This is a genomic window from Vibrio sp. 2092, from assembly GCF_033339635.1.
Classification (GTDB): Bacteria; Pseudomonadota; Gammaproteobacteria; order Enterobacterales; family Vibrionaceae; genus Vibrio; species Vibrio alginolyticus.
On the sequence record NZ_JAWOUY010000015.1, the window covers coordinates 27,817 to 46,856 of the forward strand.

Genomic DNA, 19,040 nt, shown 5'->3' on the forward strand with positions numbered 1-19,040 from the left:
AATATTTAATCGTGCATTTTTATCACTACTCTATGTTCGCTGAGGGCCTATTTACCCATAGGTACAATGAATACAATGCCGTTCCTTTTAGTATGAACAGAATCATTTAGGGCGCGACAAATGTTAAAGAAAGTTTTCGGCATTGGCCTTTTATCCGTTTTAGCTGCTTGTGCAGACGAAGAGATAACCAAACAACCTAATACTCCCTTACCTACGATAGACGTCTCCAAAGTCATCTATGAGCCCGTTCAATCGTGGTTCACCTTTACAACAAGGCTTCAAGCCCCAGAGAAAGTTTCTTTAATGCCACGCGTTTCCGGAGTTATTGAAACGGTAGAATTCAAAGACGGACAGAGTGTCAACAAAGGTGACTTACTCGTCACTCTTGATGATCGAACCTTCAAAGCTCAGGTCTCACGACTTGAAGCGCAAGTTAAGAGTGCTCGAGCTGCGCTAGAGCAAGCAGCAAACGAACAAAAGAGAGCCGCTCAACTGGTTAAGCGAAAAGCCATCTCAGCGGAACAAGCAGAGGCCCGAGATACCGCAGTAAAACAACGCTCTGCAGAACTAATGGCTTTGCGTGCTCAGTTAGAATCCGCAAAGTTAGATCTTGAGTTTACGAAGATATATGCCCCTATTAGCGGCACTATTTCAAGAGCATTCATTACTAAAGGAAACAATGTAAACGCAAATCAAAGCGTTATATCAAACATTGTCTCTAACGATCAGGTATATGCATACTTTGATGTCGATGAGCGAACTTGGAACCGTTACTTCTCGACAATCAATGCCGACTCTAACTTACCTACTCGTCTTGAACTATCTGGACAAAATGGGCAGGAGTTTTTTGGACGCGTTGACTTTGTCGACAACTCCATCAACGAAAACACCGGTACTTTGCAGGTTCGAGCGGTATTCGATGCAACAAAATCAAACTTAAAAGTGGGATCGTTTGGCCGAGTTCAGATATCAACAACCAAACCAGTTGAACGAGTTCTCGTACCAGAGCGTTCTATTGGCACAGATCTAGAAAACCGCTTTGTATTAACACTCAATGAAGAGAATACGTTGCAATACAGCATCGTAACCTTAGGCGAACGTTACGGAACATTTCGTGCCATCGAGAATGGCTTGAACGCCGACTCAGTTATTGCGGTAAATGGCCCAGCAAAAGTTGGCCCAAATAGCAAAATCTCACCAAAAAATGTCACGCTAGATATCAGCAACACCTCATTGATTATGGCTTCAAACTCAACATCGTTGCCAAATAAACGTTTAGCTCAAGACTAAGAAGACAACCGAATGAAATTTGCACACTTTTTTATTCAAAGACCCATATTTGCCTCTATGTTATCGCTATTGATATTAATAGTAGGCGCAATTTCACTTTTACAGTTGCCTGTGAGTGAATATCCAGAGGTTGTCCCTCCTACAGTGGTAGTTACAGCAAACTATCCTGGTGCGAACCCAAAAGTAATCGCAGAAACAGTTGCTACGCCTCTGGAGCAAGAAATTAATGGTACAGAAAACATGTTATATATGTTTTCGCAAGCAACCAGTGACGGTAGAATGACATTGACCGTAACCTTTGCTTTGGGTACGGACTTGGACAAAGCTCAGGTTCAAATTCAAAACCGCGTCACTACAGCTTTGCCCCGATTACCAGAAGCCGTCCAACGGTTAGGAGTTGTTGCCGAAAAAGCCTCTCCTGATCTCACCATGGTTGTGCATATATATTCTCCAGATTCTAGCCGTGAAGTCAGTTATTTAGCTAACTACGCTAATTTAAACTTGAAAGATGAGATAGCTCGGCTCGGAGGCGTTGGTGATGTGCGCCTTTTCGGTGGTGACGAGTACTCAATGCGCTTGTGGTTAAATCCAGATGAGCTCGCTTCTAGAAATCTAACCGTAATGGATGTTGTCTCCGCCGTCCGATCTCAAAACCAACAGGTGGCAGCAGGCTCATTAGGTGCGCAGCCAGCCGCTAATGAAAACCAATTCCAAGTTTTGTTGAACGTAAAGGGCCGCTTGGAGAATATTGATGAATTCAACGACATTGTAGTAAAAGTTGACGAAACAGGGGCTTTGACACGTCTTAAAGACGTTGCACGCGTAGAGCTAGGTCAAAACTCTTATGCACTGCGCGCCTTGTTAAATGGTAAACCAGCGGTGGCGATGCCCGTATTCCAACGCCCTGGTGCTAATGCTATTGAGCTATCTAATCAGGTTCGTTCAACCATGGACCGTTTACAAGCAGCCTTTCCAGCTGGAGTTTCATATGAAATAGCCTACGACCCGACCGTCTTTGTTCGTGGATCGATAGACGCGGTGGTTCATACTCTGCTGGAGGCAATTGTACTAGTTGTTGTTGTAGTCATTTTGTTTTTGCAAACATGGCGCGCGTCTATCATCCCTATCATTGCGGTGCCTGTTTCATTAATCGGTACGTTCGCCGTAATGCAAATGCTCGGAGTATCGATTAACACGCTTTCGTTGTTTGGACTTGTTCTCGCCATAGGCATCGTCGTCGATGACGCCATTGTCGTCGTCGAAAACGTGGAACGGAACATCCATAATGGTCTTGCACCACTAGAAGCAACTAAACAAGCAATGACCGAAGTTACCGGGCCAATTATTGCAATTGCTTTAGTGTTATGTGCGGTGTTCATCCCGACGACCTTTATTACAGGGTTATCCGGTCAGTTTTATAAGCAGTTCGCACTAACAATTACGATCTCGACGATTATTTCAGCAATTAACTCGTTGACGTTATCGCCTGCTTTATCAGCACTGCTATTACAAGATAAGAACGAAAAACCCGATCGGCTAACCAAGCTATTGGATGCGGTTTTTGGTAAGTATGTTTTTGCGCCATTCAATAGAATTTTTGAGTACAGCTCGAACCAATATCAAGCTCTGGTCAAGAAGCTGATTCGCTTTAGCCTTGTTGTTGTGGTGGTATACATTGCGTTACTCGGGGGAACGGTTTCTCTATTCAAAGCGGTTCCTGGAGGATTCATTCCTCAACAAGATAAGCAGTATTTAGTTGCGATCGCCCAACTTCCAGATGCAGCAAGTTTAGATAGAACAGAGTCCGTTATTAAAGAAATGGAAAACCTCGCGCTGGCAACACCTGGCGTAGCACAAACCATTTCTTTCCCAGGCTTATCGGTCAATGGTTTTACTAACAGTCCGAATAGTGGCATCGTTTTTGTTACGCTTGAGGACTTCGATAAACGAAATGATCCAACTCTCGGCGCAAATGCGATTGTTGCATCTTTAAATAAGAGCTTTTCAATTATTGATGAAGCCTTCGTTGCGATTTTTCCACCACCACCAATCCAAGGACTTGGATCTACTGGCGGCTTTAAGCTTCAAATCGAAGACCGTGCGAACAAGGGGTTTGATGAGCTCTTCAAGCAATTGAACTTGGTAATAAGTGAGGCATCAACAAGACCCGAGCTGATGGGATTATATTCCACATTTCGTATACAAGTGCCGCAGATGGACATCCAAATAGATCGTGAACAAGCGATGCTGCAAGGTGTTCCTCTAGAGCAGGTTTTTGATGCGCTTCAAGTTTATTTAGGATCGTTGTACGTCAATGACTTCAATATGTTTGGTAGAACATACAAAGTGAATGCCCAGGCAGACATGAACTATCGTCTCGAACCTGACCAAATACTTAACTACAAAGTAAGAAATGCTGCCGGACAAATGGTTCCTCTCGGCGCTGTACTGGAGATCATACCTACGATTGGGCCTGACCGCGTGATGCACTATAACGGCTACCCTAGTGCAGAACTAAACGGCAGTCCTGCTTTTGGTTACAGTTCTGACCAAGCCCAAACGGCTATTGAGGAAGTACTGGATCAAAACCTAGCAGAGGGAATGGTTTATGAATGGACTGATGTAACCTACCAGCAGATTTTGGCTGGTAACACGATGGTGTATATATTCCCACTTGTTGTTTTGTTAGTTTTCATGGTGCTAGCTTCGCAGTACGAGAGTTTAAAACTGCCATTCGCTATCATTTTGATCGTTCCTATGACCATTTTTTCTGCACTAGCAGGTGTTTGGTTCATTGGTGGTGACAACAATATATTCACACAAATTGCTTTGATTGTCCTTGTGGCTCTAGCGTGTAAAAATGCCATCTTGATGGTGGAGTTCGCTAAAGAACTTAAAGACAATGGCCAAGATACCTTATCAGCGATTTTGGAAGCATGTCGTTTACGTCTTCGACCGATTCTAATGACATCAATTGCATTTACCGCTGGTGTTATTCCATTAATGATTGGTACAGGGGCCGGAGCGGAAATGCGACAAGCAATGGGTATTGCCGTATTCTCGGGTATGGTAGGCGTAACGGTATTTGGATTACTACTCACACCTGTTTTTTACATGTTAGTGAGTCGAAACAAAAAACGTCAAACACTATAACCATAATATAAATACTCATTTATATTCATACTAAAGGGAGCTATTGCTCCCTTTTCTTTTGGTTATTAAGTATATTAATAATTTCTAGACAGAGCAGCAGTTATACATGAAACTAATACGCTAATATCTAACCTGGATAAACATTGTGGATTTAGCAAATAAACTACACCTGCTTTTAGAAGTCTCTAAAGCTGGATCTTTTGCAAAAGCAGCAGATGGGATGAATATCGACCGCTCTGTTTTATCTAAACACATCAAGCAGTTAGAAGAGCACTTAGGCGTTAGGCTATTAAACAGAACAACTCGCTCTCTTTCATTAACACAAGTCGGCAAGCAAATAGTTGAAAAAGCAGACCAAATATCTCAACTCCTTGATGATACTCAACAAATAGCGGAGAACTTTCAGACTGAGCCTTCAGGGAAAGTACGAATTTCAAGCTCAACATTATTTGGAAAACTCTATCTACAACCTTCGATAGAGAAGTTTTTACATAAGTACCCAAAAGCAAGTGTTGAACTAATGCTAGATGATCTTCATGTAGACGTGATTAGAAGTAATTTTGATATTGCTTTTCGAATCGGACCTATGAGGGATTCATCAATGGTAGCAAGAAAATTAGCAAAAAATACGACTGCAATCATTGCTTCTCGAAATTTAATTGAAAAACATGGTAACCCAGAAACGCCTGATGAGTTAGTTAAGCTACCTTTTATTATTTATTCAAATGGTAATTTTATTGTCGATAAACTTAAATTCTACGACAAAGCAAAATCAGATGGTTTAGATACATACCCAATATCAGGGTCATACATGGTCAATGAAGCTGAGCTAATAATTGAAAGCGTAAAGTCAGGTCTGGGCGCAGCACTTATAGGTCAATTTATGCTTCCTAAAAACCTAGAGTCTTCTAATTTAGTCCAACTTTTACCAGAATATGAAACTCAAGATTTTGGTGATATTTATGCCATGTACTCACACCGTCAGCAATCACCATTGGTTAGGGCATTCATTGATATCGTTCAAGAAGAAGTTGGCATACCACCAATATGGGAAAAGCATTTCAATAAAAGCTAGGTGATTCTATTTAACCAAAATTAACAGAAAAAAATCAAATAAAATCAACAAATTAAACCATAAAGAATTTAAGATTCAACGAAGTTTAATGTTAGGTGAATTAAGTTCCATTCTAAATGGCGCTTAATTCACTAAATATAAAACATTCTTGGTTTATAATACTAACAAATCCATCACCTATACAAGTTACGATGTATATTAAAGAAAAACACACCTCGATCACTAGTTTGTTAGTATATAAAATATCTTATCTTATTTTTTTGGTTATTTATACGTTAGCAACGATTTATTTTAGCGTACAAATGGACAAAAGCACATCGGAGAACTCTCTTATAGAAATGACTCAAATAGCATTTGTGCTTTTTTCATCGTTAATGTGTTTGTATAAATCTAAGGAATATCTTGAACTCAAACACATATTAGTAATAATGTCTTCATTTTTTATGGTTATATTCGTTAGAGAAATGGACTACCACATAGAGCAGTATTTCTCTCACGGTTCATGGAAGTACCCTGCTTGGATTATAATAGTCTCGGTCTGTTATTTTTGTTTTAATAACATAGTTAACATAAAAAATGAGGTCAAATTTTTCATTTCTCATTCTAGCTTCACGACATTAACGATTGGCTTTTTCATTGTTTTCTTATTCTCACGCTTTGCAGGGTATGGTGATTTTTGGGTCGAGTTTATGGGGAACTCATACAATAGAGACGTGAAAAACTTGGTCGAAGAAAGCTTAGAGTTACTAGGTTACGCGATACTTTTAAACGGTGTTTTACTTATTAAAGTAGAAAACCACTAAGTATAAATAAAAGTTCATAGCTTGTAGTTCAAGCTTTGAACTTTTTTGGTTAAAAAAAAGCAGCAAATTATATTTGCTGCAAATGATGAAAAAAACAATATGCGTAAGTTAACTTCCTAGCAATGGATGCGTTAACGAGTTAATAATAACGAACCGTAACAATTAAGTCTCGTTGAAAATAATCCATAAAGAATGGCATTTATTACACTGTTAATTATGTAATCTAATCTAGTTATCACACGCCGTCGTTTTTATATCTTATCTCTTTCCGTCAATAAATAGCTCTTCACATCAGATCCCATTTATCATCCCACAACAGTCGGATTCAAAACAAAGCAATAAAAATCAATAAATTAGAAGTAGCCACTTAAAAAATAAAAAGGAGTAAAACGAAACTATATCAGATAGAACATATTAAAGATCACCGACTCTGAGTAGAAAGCCGTTCATACTCGTTACGCATACAATCAATAAAGACTTCCATCGCCGGCGTCACACACTTCCCAGCATGATAAGCGCAGAGTGGCTTGATCATCTGTGAAAATTCGGTGAACTCAAGCTCTTGTAAACTGCCCTCTTGCAACTCTTTTTCAACCGTAAAACGAGGTAAGTAAGAGATACCAATATTACTCTCAACGCAATTTTTGATCGTATTAATACTGCTAAGTTCGATCATGTTGTCGATGCTAATATCACGCTCTTGAATAATGCTCTCAAACATCTGTCGAAAAAGGCACTTAGGGCCATTGCTTATAAACCCTAAATCAATATGTTGCTCTCTCTTCTTTAAATCTAGCCCTTTTAAAAGCGGTGAAGCAACCAATACCAGTGGCTCCTGCTCAAACTCGTGGACCTTGAGCGTATCGTCATTACCTACTCGATAAAACACACCTAAATCAGCTTTATCCGCTATCAACTCATCTCGAATCTGATAGCAATTTTGTGATTGCAGAGAGAGTCTGACATTGGGCGCTCTGATCCTGAACTCTTTTAAAACATTAGCCATCTTATAAGCAAGTTGAGTCTCAGCAACCAGCACTTTCAATTCACCGGTCGGCTCCGAGTTTTCTTGCTGTGCTGTTCCCTCAATATTTTCCATCACTCGCGCCAGTTCATAGACGTAAGGCAGTATCTTTTCTCCTGCTTGAGTCAAAACCATCTTACGCCCTATTTTTTCGAACAGCTGTAGAGACAGATCTTGTTCCAACTGCTTGATTTGAAAGGTGACGGTTGATTGCGTGCAATAAAGCTTCTGTGACGCTTTTAGAAACGATCCTTCTTCAACAATAGCTTTAAAAGTAAGAAAGCGTTTTAGATTCATGACTAGACTCCACAACCAACAGTTCAATAAATTAAAAGTCTTAGTTTTAATTTATTCAATTTTTTAATCAATTGTAGCGAAGTATAGTGCAGTAAAAACAGGAGAGATAGAGATGACAGCCATCTACACCGCATTTTTTACTTACGTAATCATTACTTCAATTACACCAGGGCCAAACAACATTTTATCGCTCAGCATCGCGACGCAATATGGACTAAAACGCTCAACAAAAGTGATTTCGGGGATGTTTTGTGGCTATGTTGTTTTGATGCTACTTTGTGGCGCTTTCACGTATAACATGATCAGCCTCTTGCCCGTGATTACACCTTGGCTAACATGGATTGGAGCAGCTTATATTGTTTGGTTGGCTTGGGGGCTTGCTACGAGTGAGATCAAAACTTCATCGGATAATTCTAAAGGTATCAGTTTCTTAACAGGTTTCGGTTTGCAGTTCGTTAATGTGAAAATCATTCTTTATGGAATTACCTCTATTTCTACGTTCGTACTGCCCCACACTCAGAATATCTACTGGATCTTAGCGACTAGCCTCATTCTTGCTTTGATCGCACTCCTTAGCAACGTAGTTTGGGCCGTTGCAGGAAAGCTACTTCAATCGCAATTCCAGAGATATGGCAAAGTCATCAATATGAGCTTAGCAGCAGCTCTGATCTATTGTGCGACACAGTTATTTACTTAAGTATATAGTTGATCATCAAGAACAATATTGCTCTTCAACTTAGACGACTACGTTTATGTGAAGAGCAAATTCTGCTCTACAAATCGCTGCGGTTTCTCGTGCCCTTACTCGCTCCTCCCGCTCCTTCATACGGCAGTTTTTGAAGAAGTAGATTCAACGTCACTTAATCAACCTAAAGAGACGAAATCTTTTTTAGTTATACAGACACGGCCTTGTCGACCTCGGCAATAACTAAGCATTACTTAGTATACACAAATCAGAAAAACTAAGATAATCTTAGTCATCCAAGTCCTTAGTGTGAACTTTAAGTGTTGTTTAATAACCCACTCCCAGCCCGCCTTAAGCATGCGCGTAAACAAGCGAATCTGTCCCAAAAAGCACTGGGCATCCGTATCGGCATGGATGATAGTTCTGCAAGTGCAAGGATGAATCAATACGAAAGGGAGCGCCATACTCCCGACGTAAAAACGCTCAAACTTATCGCAGATGAGCTAAACGTGCCTCTAAACTATTTTTTTTGTGAAGATGAAATCACCGCTGAACTTGCTGTGAATCTCCACAAGCTGTCAAATGATGACAAGCAAAGAGTGCTTGAGAGCACAGCCCAGCTGATTGCAGACGCAATCGCCACGAAGTCGAGTACGTAATTGGGATTAAACGCCTAAGAATACGTATCAATACCAAAGAATCAAAGAGCATAACTAAGGGTTCAACATGGCTACAACAAAAGCACTTGTGGTTTTTTCCGGTGGGCAGGACTCTACGACCTGCTTAATCGATGCATTAAATACATATGATGAAGTTCATGCTATAACGTTTGATTATGGCCAGCGTCATTCAGATGAAATAGATATCGCTATCGAATTAGGTAAGCAACTTAACATCAAAAGCCACAAAGTCCTGGATGTAAAATCAATTAATGAGTTAGCGATAAGCTCGCTGACAAGAGACAACATTCCGGTATCTAATGACTTAAGCGACGCTAACGTACCCAATACATTCGTTCCAGGGAGAAACATTCTCTTTCTTACTTACGCATGTATCCATGCTTACCAGCTTGGCATTCAAGACATCATTACGGGAGTCTGCGAAACAGACTTTAGTGGTTACCCTGACTGCCGAGACAACTTTATTCGCTCTCTAAATCTCTCTTGCAATTTAGGTATGGATAAAGCCTTCAATATTAAGACTCCTTTAATGTGGCTTACTAAAGCAGAGACCTGGGCTCTAGCTGATAAGCACAATATGTTGGAGTTTGTCCAAAACAATACTTTAACATGTTACAACGGAATCGTTGGTAAAGGCTGTGGTGAATGCCCAGCGTGCCTACTGCGACAAAGCGGCTTAGAAGAATACTTAGCGAGCAAATAGTCTTTGTTAGCGGTAATAATAGCGGTGGATAAAACCTTTTGCGTTCGCTTCTAAACGTTTTATCTCAGCGTGAAACTCCAGCCAACAGAGCTTCATTTTGATGCCGCCAGATTGGTGGCATCAATTAAATGCGAAACGATTGTCGAACCAAAGATAGCACCACACCACAACAGCCAACACTGCTTAGCTTTTACAACGCTATAAATTGTTTAGATATATCGACAATGTTTCGATAGCAAAGCTACTAACGGCATTACTCGCGAAACCGGAATTAGATAGAAAAGCTACCTCGAATGATGACGAGTCTCTCGTCTAAGCAATACTCAAATATTTATGAGTTTGAACAGACAAACGCCAATTGCGGGCAATGCACGTATCAATACACAATTGCGTAGCACGAGGCTTCTGGCTAATTGGTTGTAGTGCAATGATAGTCTCAGCCGCTACGTTCGCATTTGCTAAAAGGTCATCAAGGTGGTCGATGTCTTTCTGGGTGCCGACTGGATGCTTAATCTCATTTGCTCGCTCTAACGCGCTATTAAGCACCGGCAATTTACCTTTCATTGCCACTTTTGGTGACACTGTCACCCACGTGTTTCCTGAAGTAATCACTTCTGATGTGCCACTGGTTTCAATTTGGCATTGGCACCCCATATCTTCAAACGCCTTTGTTAAAGGGCGCAGATCATAAATACAAGGCTCTCCACCAGTAATCACGATATGCTTAGCATTAAAGCCTTGCTGTTGGTATTGCTCTACGATGTTCTCGGCAGATGCAACACACCACGTCGGAGAGTCTTCCGTTTTCACCAGAATATCGCCTATTTGACGTTGATCATTCTCATCTGCATACCACGTTTGTTTGGTATCGCACCATGAGCAACCAACCGGACACTCTTGAAGCCGAACAAAAACAGCAGGGACTCCAGTAAAAACCCCTTCCCCTTGGATGGTTTCAAACATCTCATTTAGCTTATACAACGCAGAACTCACTCAACTCATAACATTTCGAGGCGAAGACCATAATGGACACGCGTGTCTAGGTCAATTTAAACCAAAAATTAATTGTTAAAATAGACCATTTTGTAGTTTCATAGCGTAATGAATATAGGTTTCTGGTTAACGTTAAACCAAGCCTTATTCACTGACAGCTCCCAAAAAACTTTAAGGTAAGAAATGATGTATAAACTGATCGCACTAGATATGGATGGCACGCTACTCAATAGTGATAAAGCCATTTCTGAAGAAAACAAACAAGCGATCGCAAAAGCTCGAGAAGCAGGCGTTACTGTCGTTCTCGCTTCTGGTCGCCCATTAGAAGGAATGCAAGACAAGCTCGACGAACTGAATATCCATTCCGATCGAGATTTTGTTCTTTACTACAACGGTTCGATGGTCAAGAACGTAGGCACAAACGACATCATCCACCAGCAAATCATAGATGGTAAAGCTGCAAAATTGGTGGCGCGAAAAGCCGAAGAGCTAGGTGCGTACGTCCATGCTTTTAGTCAAGTTCATGGTTTAATCACCAACGAACACAACCCTTACACCGATATTGAAGCAAAGATAAATGGCTTAAATGTCACCGAGATGAACTTCGAATCACTAGAAGACGATCATCCAATCATCAAAGCTATGATGGTTGCAGAGCCAAGCAAACTAACAGAAGTTATAGCAGCACTGCCAGCTGAAATGCGCGAAGCGTTTACGGTTGTTCAAAGCGCTCCGTTTTTCCTTGAGTTTCTTAACCCTGCGAGCAACAAAGGTATTGGTGTTGCCGCAATTGCCGAGTATCTGGGAATTAAACCGGAAGAAGTTATCTGTATGGGTGACGCAGAAAATGACCACCACATGCTGAAATACGCTGGCCTTGGTATCGCGATGGCAAATGCAATGGAAGAAACCAAGCAAATCGCTGACTACATTACGGCAAGTAATGATGAGCACGGTGTCGCTAAAGCTATAGAAAAGTTCGTGCTCAATGCATAGCCCTTTCCGCCATGTCTGTTGCGTTAAGCTTCTTACGTTTAACATCCCTAGCCGTCCAAGATAGGCAAGCGGCGTTGTTCGTGGACTAAACGTGTAAAAGCCTTGCTGTAATGCAAGGCTTTGTTTTTACTTAAATACTAATAGATAACAAATACAGCCATCAATCTAGCAACGTTTTGCTCGGTTGGTTTTCACAAGTCAGCTTCCTTGCAAGCAGCATAAATAACAACATTAATAATGGATAATGTAACGTCGACAAGACTAATGACCACAAACCGCTAAACGATACGATATTAGCCGAGTACAAATAGAGTTGATCAACAAGCAACAATGCCAGCGTCACAAAGATCATCTGCCGAGTATCTAAATGTGCTTTCGACTCTTTAAATGTCATGACCAACGCTGATGCAGTGATTAAAATTGCTAGCCAGCGACCAAACACAGGTAATGGCCAGATGACGGAGATGACCGCTGTTGCCGCAGTCATAATGAACCAGACGCCTTTTGAGCTTAGAACTTGATCAACGTTCACATCTTGATTTGTTTCCAATCGAAGAACATGCCAAGCCACCAAGCTGCCTAACAGCGCGCCAAATAACATATCTAAAATAAAGGCACTGCCGAGGAAAAACTTACCTAGCACCACTGTAAGAGTGATGAACACGAAGACTGCCGTTGTTCCATTCAAACCGAAATACTGGGTTCTATGAAACAAGAACGTCAGAACACAAAACCACACAGCGATAGGCAAGCTAGGAAAACTAAAGCCAAAGCTGTGCGTTAACTCCATCATTGGTATATAGACATGTGGGCGCGGTAACGAAAAGCCTTGTTGAGCGACAAGCACCATAAGCGACGTTGCACTAATTGCAAAAAAGAGTCGGTACACAAACCGGCTACCAAAGCGCATCATGGCAAAAGGAAATAGAAAGAGTAGTACCGTCGGTTCTGTCAGGTCTATAACCAGTTTCGAGATCTGACTAGCTACCTCGTAACTCGTTTCTGACAACGCCCCTACCCAACTCTGTAAATCTATCAGCCACGCCAATTCAACCTGACGAAATGAAGGCGCGGATTCGATCAACTGAGTCACATAAGATACAGATTGCTTTGTAGCTTGATCAAAAAACTGAGTGGCTTGTGGCCATTGCTCAGGATAACGATATAAAGATGATGATAATTCAGATGGGCTAAGCAACATCGCTGACGCAACTTCTACTCCATAATGAGGGGCAAACCAAATAGGCAGTTCATTTCCACCTAAAGAATTATTCATAGAAAAAGCGATAATGTCAGAGTCTGATATACAGTCGTAAAAAACTGCAGTGTCCGTTCTGCCAAGCTCCTCTCCAACCGTAACCACTATACCGGTTTCTTCCCACGTTTCTCGTTGAGCAGCAACTTGTGGAGACTCACCATCAATGATGGTTCCGCCAGGTAGAGAAATCTTATCCGTTAATACTTCATGAACTAGCACTAACTTGTCATCAGCGCGAACAATACAGAGCGCTCCTTTAACTTCGCTCGCAGTGGCTTTAGCCGTAGAGATCGGTGAAACAGGTAACAAAATAAAACAAAGGATGAGTAATAACAGCTGTCTCAACACAAAATATGACCTTAAATAAACATAATGATAACCAATGAATCATGGCAGTTAATCTTATCTTTTTCGACAAAAATTAAGTAACGAGTTATGCCAAACTGAGTTGATCGCGTAAAACACGATCTCAACGCTCACTGGAGAATAATTTAATGCAAACCTGACAAAGATCAGACAAAACATAAAATGTTGATCGCAATTCTGCCAGTTATATAAAGATAACGTCAGGACAAAGTCATACACATTTTGTGGGTTCTCATAGTTGACACAATAAAAAAGGGCTTATTATTCGCAAACAATAAACCCCAGTTATAATAACTATGTACTGATCGTTGAAACCAAGAATGAATCTTATCTCATGGTCAACGAATCAAATTCACTGGCCCGATAGTTAGTTAGACTTGCAATTCGCATCGCCTACTTTTTGCCAAACACCCCAAGGCCCTGAGTCTGCTGGATTATCACCTTGAGTCCACCACTGCGCTTGCCAAACTTTACCATTCCAAGTAACCGTATCTCCTTTGAGATACACTAAGCTGGCTTGCCATACAGTTGTACAGCTATCTGTGGGAGGCGTTGTCACCGTTTTCGCTTGAGCGGATACTAACGCTTGGTATTGTGTGCTGGTCTTATCAACGTTGAAGTTCAAAGCCACTCTTGCTTCTCCGCTCTGAGTAGCACCAAATTCAACATCAACACGACAACTTGCATTCATTGCTAACGTCGCCTGAGAGCACTGATCATTGGCAATAACAGCTGCATCAGTAACACCCGAAGCAAACGCGCGAACATTTTCCACAGTGAACGTGGTGTTCCCTGAATTCTGGATAACAAAGCTATGTTGCTGTAACTCCCCAACATTAAATGATGCCAGTGTCTGTTCGGTGGTGTATCCAACAGAAACATTCTCTTTTGGTGGTGTTGCTGTTCCGATAACACCATCGACAAAATTGCGCATAGCAGCGATATCGCTATAAACCCCATACATACCAGGACGAGCACAACCTATTCCCCAACTGACCACACCAAGTTGAATAATTACACCACTGCGATTAATAACGATTGGACCACCACTATCTCCCTGACAAGAATCTATCCCACCTTGAGGAATACCCGCACAGAATGACACTTCTCCAACCGTTGTGTAGTTGCCACCGGCTTGACGGCAAGTCATATCCGACGCAAGTGGGACGTCAACCTCTTGCAATCGAGACGGAGAGCTTCCTCCTTCAGAAGTTCGCCCTAAGCCAGCAACACTAAGCCAATCTCCGATGCTCGCGTATTGCGTTAGACTACCATTCGCAATCTCAACTGAAGAAACACCTTGAGGCACAGAGTCGAGCTTCAATACCGCGAGGTCATGAGAAAGCGTCGCGCGGCGATATGCCGGGTGCATGTGGATCTCACTGACGTTTGCACGAACACCATCACTACCGTTATAAACAACGCCACCGATTTTAACCGCTATCTGATTCGGAGAATCACCCTCAACACAATGCGCAGCAGTCAGGACGTAACCATTCCCGATATAACTGGCCCCACAATACGATCGGTTACCATAACGACTAACAATTTGGGTGTAGAATTTCCAGTCACGTGGGTCGGCAGTTACTCCGCCTACGATCTGGGGTTGGATAGTATGATTTTGCGTCTGTGACAAATCATCAGCACTTGCGAACATTGGCAAAACGGCTAAAGCAAGTAACGATTTTGTTAGTTTCAAAATATTGTCCTCTTGTTTTTGTAAGCACGATCCTCGTGCTACTAATAAACAAGCAGACAAAAACGCCGATACCAATATGGGTGCATATCAATTTGTTAACATTGCGAGCAACTTATAGAGAAAAGTCTATTGACGAACTGAATGATTTCAATTCGATAGAACCTAAATCACAATATTAAAGTTAAATACAATTATTCGTTCAGCGGTTTTCTTAAATAGTGGATATGATGTGCAAATCCTTGTTTTTCATACAAAGATATTGCGCCCTGGTTAAAATGCCATACTTCAACAAACATCTGTTTTGCACCGTAATCAGAGAACGTTGACTCAATTTTATTAATCAATGCCTGCGCCGTACCTTGTTTTCGATATTCAGGCAGCACATAGAGCTCATCCACACTTCCCATCATAACTGGCTGGCTGACGGTAGAAATAAGTTCACAGAAGTGACCAGAGATAAAGCCAATAATTTCATCTCCTTGTTTTGCTACGTAAACAAGGCACTCAGGGTCGTCAATATATCGAGCAATGCTTTTTTCTTGTTCTATCTCCTCTGCCGTTTTGAAAAGCTCAGGAGATTGAAGATGATGCTCATCATGAAGCTCGAACATAAGATCGTTGAGCAACTCTAGGTCGCTAAAACACGCAGGTTTAATCGCAAACGTGGTCATACAAAGGGTCACTAAAAATGGAATGGCTGTAGTTTGTGAGGAAAACGTCGTATTGGCAAGTCACAAATGCTTTCACGATACGTTTGTACTGTTTGAACAACAAAAAGGCCCCTGTACTTAATAAACGTACAGAGGCAGAACCAACCTACAGAGTTCGAGGATCAGGGGTTAGTTAGAATTGAGTTTTTATCAGCGTCGTAGCACTCGCTCAATTTCGTTCAAGCTACTTGGGTCATCAATCGTTGACGGAACGGTGTATTTTTCACCATCAGCTATTTGACGTATAGTTCGACGCAAAATTTTACCTGAACGTGTTTTCGGTAAACGGTCTACAACCAACGCATGCTTGAAGCAAGCAACTGCACCTATCTCACTACGCACTTTGCCAACAAGCTCACCTTCAAGGTCTAGCTCATCCACTTTGACGCCGTCTTTCAGTACAACAAAACCAAGTGGAAGCTGACCTTTTAGATCATCGTGGATACCGACCACCGCACATTCTGCAATCGCTGGGTGGCCTCCTACTATTTCTTCCATTTCACCTGTCGACAATCGGTGTCCCGCGACATTAATCACGTCATCAATACGTCCCATAATAAACAGGTAACCGTCTTCATCCAGATAGCCACCATCACCTGACACGTAGTAGCCTGGGAATTGGCTAAGATAACCAGTTTCAAAACGGTCATGATTACGCCAAACCGTTGGCAGACAACTTGGTGGTAGCGGACGTTTTAATGCGACAAAGCCTTGTTGGTTAGGCCCGACAGCCTCTCCAAGTTCATTCAGAATCTCGACCTGATAACCCGGAATGGGCTTCGTCGAAGAACCAGCTTTAACTGGCATCATTTCGACACCTGTCGGGTTGCCCGCGATGGCCCAGCCCGTCTCGGTTTGCCACCAGTGGTCAATAACGGGCTTGTCCGCTTTGCTCTGAACCCACTCCAGTGTCGGAGGGTCGAGGCGTTCTCCCGCCATAAAGATGGTTTTCAGATTCGACAAGTCGTACTGTTTTAAGTGCTCACCTTCCGGGTCCTCTTTCTTAATCGCACGAAACGCCGTTGGTGCAGAGAACAACGCATCTACTTTATATTCATCACACACTCGCCAAAATGCGCCAGGATCCGGTGTTCGAACAGGCTTGCCTTCGAATAGGATAGTAGTGCAACCGTGAATCAGTGGAGCGTAAACAATGTAAGAGTGCCCTACTACCCAGCCCACATCAGATGCCGCCCAAAAGACGCCATCTTGAGGAATGTTATAGATTGCGCTCATGGAGTACTTCATCGCGACAGCATGACCACCGTTATCACGCACAACGCCTTTCGGCTTACCTGTCGTACCCGATGTATAAAGTATGTAGAGCGGCTCGGTTGCTAACACCGGAACACAACCATGTGGCAGCGCTTGGTTGTACTCTCGCTGCCAATCTAAGTCTCTTTCTTGGTTTAGCTCAGCGTCGCACTCTGGACGTTGGAAAACAAACACTTTCTCAGGCTTCCAACGGCTGTCCATGATGGCTTTGTCTACCATTGGTTTGTATGGAATGACTTTGTTGATCTCAATCCCGCACGACGCCGTCATGATCACTTTCGGCTCTGCATCTTCAATTCGTACAGCAAGCTCATTAGGTGCAAAACCACCGAATACTACGGAATGAATCGCCCCCAAACGCGCGCAGGCAAGCATCGCCATTGCGGCTTCTGGGATCATCGGCATATAAATAACGACTCGGTCGCCTTTTTCAACACCTTGAGCAGACAGCATGCCAGCAATTTTTGCTACTTGGTCACGTAGATCGCTATAGGTGTACGTGGCTTTACGACCTGTCACTGGCGAGTCATAAATGAGTGCAGTATTATCACCGCGTCCTTGCTCGCAATGGTAATCTAATGCTAACCAGCACGTATTCATTACACCATCTGGAAACCAACGTTCTATGCCGTTTTCATCAGATTTCAAGATAGTTTTAGGAGATTCAAACCAATCGAGATTCTCCGCTTGAGCGCGCCAAAAACTCTCCGGTTCATTCTTCGCCCATAAGTATTCTTTTTCGTATGAAGACATATTGCTTCCTCCAGTATGTCCTGACATTGCTCTCGTTCTACTCAAAGATCGCTCTTTTAATCCAAAGATCGTCTCTTTTAATCGAAGACATAGAAGGGTACACGCACAAATCCCTCCATCAGTATTCTCGCACTTCGGCTCATAATGGCTTTTTGCACCACCCAGCCCTGCTCAGTTTGCTTCGCTTGTGCCCCAACTTTTAACGTTCCTGACGGGTGACCAAAAGTCACGGACTCTTTTTCACCGCCACCAGCGGCTAAATTCACTAACGTTCCGGGCACACACGCAGCAGAAGCAATAGCAACGGCTGCTGTTCCCATCATTGCATGATGTAGCTTGCCCATCGACAGCGCGCGAACGAGCACATCAATATCCGACTCATTAACGGCTTTACCACTTGAAGACAGGTAACTTTTCGGTTTAGAAACAAACGCTATTTTCGGCGTATGTTGGCGTGTTTGAGCTTCTTCTAAATCAGAAATCAGGCCCATTTTTAACGCGCCATATGCACGGATGGATTCGAACATCGCTAATGCTGTGTCATCGTTGTTGATATCGTCTTGCAGCTCGGTGCCCTGATATCCTATCGATTCAGCATCAATAAAAATGGTTGGTATGCCCGCGTTAATAAAGGTCGCGTTGAACGTACCCACATCCGGCACCACCAAATCATCAACTAAGTTACCCGTTGGGAACATACTTCCTTCGCCATCGGAAGGGTCAACAAAATCCACTTGAATCTCTGCAGCTGGAAACGTGACACCATCGAGTTCAAACTCTCCAGTTTCCTGGACAAAACCATTGACGATTGGCACGTGAATCAAGATGGTTTTGCTGATGTTCACCTGCCAAACACGCACCGTCACAATGCCATTTTCTGGAATGCGATCTTGTGGGATCAGACCAGCATGAATGGCGAAAGGACCGACAGCGGCAGACAAGTTGCCGCAGTTACCGCTCCAATCGACGAATGGTTTGTCGATCGACACTTGGCCAAATAAGTAGTCAACATCGTGATCGGCTCTGCTGCTGCGCGAAACAATCACTGTTTTACTGGTGCTTGACGTCGCGCCCCCCATGCCATCAATTTGCTTCGCGTAAGGATCAGGGCTGCCAATAACGCGTAGCAACAGTTTGTCACGTGCGGCTCCAGCCACTTGCGCTTCTTGAGGTAAATCCTCTAGGTTGAAAAAGACACCTTTACTCGTGCCGCCACGCATGTACGTCGCGGGCACTTTTATTTGGCTTGTTTGATTCGGAGTATTATTTGACATACGCAC

The 19,040-nt window shown here is 42.5% G+C and carries 14 protein-coding genes; 7 read left to right on the forward strand and 7 right to left on the reverse strand.

Annotated elements, in window-relative coordinates:
* Nucleotides 1-120 precede the first annotated feature (120 nt).
* The 3 genes from R7P80_RS21130 to R7P80_RS21140 all read left to right on the forward strand — a co-directional run bounded on the left by R7P80_RS21130 (nt 121) and on the right by R7P80_RS21140 (nt 5,518).
* Nucleotides 121-1,290 (forward strand): efflux RND transporter periplasmic adaptor subunit, encoded by a 1,170-nt coding sequence (locus R7P80_RS21130; protein WP_053307041.1) that lies wholly within the window; start codon nt 121-123, stop codon nt 1,288-1,290.
* 12 nt (nt 1,291-1,302) lie between these two features.
* The gene (locus R7P80_RS21135) at nt 1,303-4,443 is read left to right on the forward strand and encodes an efflux RND transporter permease subunit (RefSeq protein ID WP_225491910.1); all 3,141 of its coding nucleotides are present in this window, start codon (nt 1,303-1,305) and stop codon (nt 4,441-4,443) included.
* Between the two features lie 145 nt (nt 4,444-4,588).
* Nucleotides 4,589-5,518, forward strand: coding sequence for a LysR family transcriptional regulator (locus tag R7P80_RS21140; RefSeq protein WP_205461551.1), 930 nt, complete (start codon nt 4,589-4,591; stop codon nt 5,516-5,518).
* 1,224 nt (nt 5,519-6,742) lie between these two features.
* On the opposite strand, the gene R7P80_RS21145 is transcribed toward R7P80_RS21140, so the two are convergent.
* The gene (locus R7P80_RS21145; protein ID WP_033906147.1) at nt 6,743-7,642 is read right to left on the reverse strand and encodes a LysR family transcriptional regulator; all 900 of its coding nucleotides are present in this window, start codon (nt 7,640-7,642) and stop codon (nt 6,743-6,745) included.
* A gap of 112 nt (nt 7,643-7,754) precedes the next feature.
* On the opposite strand from R7P80_RS21145, the gene eamB reads away from it, so the two are divergent.
* The 3 genes from eamB to queC all read left to right on the forward strand — a co-directional run bounded on the left by eamB (nt 7,755) and on the right by queC (nt 9,710).
* Nucleotides 7,755-8,339 carry a cysteine/O-acetylserine transporter gene (eamB, locus tag R7P80_RS21150; protein ID WP_005388201.1) on the forward strand — a complete coding sequence of 195 codons (585 nt, stop codon included), beginning with the start codon at nt 7,755-7,757 and terminating at the stop codon, nt 8,337-8,339.
* Between the two features lie 308 nt (nt 8,340-8,647).
* Entirely contained in the window at nt 8,648-8,986 is a 339-nt protein-coding gene (locus R7P80_RS21155; protein ID WP_005388200.1) for a helix-turn-helix domain-containing protein, read from the forward strand.
* 67 nt (nt 8,987-9,053) lie between these two features.
* Entirely contained in the window at nt 9,054-9,710 is a 657-nt protein-coding gene (gene queC, locus R7P80_RS21160; RefSeq protein WP_005377298.1) for a 7-cyano-7-deazaguanine synthase QueC, read from the forward strand.
* Nucleotides 9,711-10,022: 312 nt separating this feature from the next.
* Here the strand turns inward: queC and queE are convergent, their stop codons facing one another.
* A complete protein-coding gene (gene queE, locus R7P80_RS21165) occupies nt 10,023-10,673 on the reverse strand; it encodes a 7-carboxy-7-deazaguanine synthase QueE (RefSeq protein WP_205461549.1) in 651 nt (216 codons plus the stop codon).
* 216 nt (nt 10,674-10,889) lie between these two features.
* On the opposite strand from queE, the gene R7P80_RS21170 reads away from it, so the two are divergent.
* Nucleotides 10,890-11,699 (forward strand): Cof-type HAD-IIB family hydrolase, encoded by an 810-nt coding sequence (locus R7P80_RS21170; protein WP_017821691.1) that lies wholly within the window; start codon nt 10,890-10,892, stop codon nt 11,697-11,699.
* Nucleotides 11,700-11,859: 160 nt separating this feature from the next.
* On the opposite strand, the gene R7P80_RS21175 is transcribed toward R7P80_RS21170, so the two are convergent.
* The 5 genes from R7P80_RS21175 to prpF all read right to left on the reverse strand — a co-directional run bounded on the left by R7P80_RS21175 (nt 11,860) and on the right by prpF (nt 19,034).
* Nucleotides 11,860-13,305: a bifunctional NUDIX hydrolase/phosphatase PAP2 family protein gene (locus R7P80_RS21175; protein WP_205461547.1), complete on the reverse strand. Its 1,446-nt coding sequence runs from the start codon at nt 13,303-13,305 to the stop codon at nt 11,860-11,862.
* A gap of 385 nt (nt 13,306-13,690) precedes the next feature.
* Nucleotides 13,691-15,022, reverse strand: coding sequence for a trypsin-like serine protease (locus R7P80_RS21180; RefSeq protein WP_205461545.1), 1,332 nt, complete (start codon nt 15,020-15,022; stop codon nt 13,691-13,693).
* A 191-nt stretch (nt 15,023-15,213) separates the two neighbouring features.
* Nucleotides 15,214-15,693: a GNAT family N-acetyltransferase gene (locus R7P80_RS21185; RefSeq protein ID WP_005377290.1), complete on the reverse strand. Its 480-nt coding sequence runs from the start codon at nt 15,691-15,693 to the stop codon at nt 15,214-15,216.
* 189 nt (nt 15,694-15,882) lie between these two features.
* A complete protein-coding gene (locus tag R7P80_RS21190; protein WP_170893401.1) occupies nt 15,883-17,760 on the reverse strand; it encodes a propionyl-CoA synthetase in 1,878 nt (625 codons plus the stop codon).
* A gap of 77 nt (nt 17,761-17,837) precedes the next feature.
* Entirely contained in the window at nt 17,838-19,034 is a 1,197-nt protein-coding gene (gene prpF / locus R7P80_RS21195; RefSeq protein WP_005377286.1) for a 2-methylaconitate cis-trans isomerase PrpF, read from the reverse strand.
* Between the last annotated feature and the right edge of the window lie 6 nt (nt 19,035-19,040).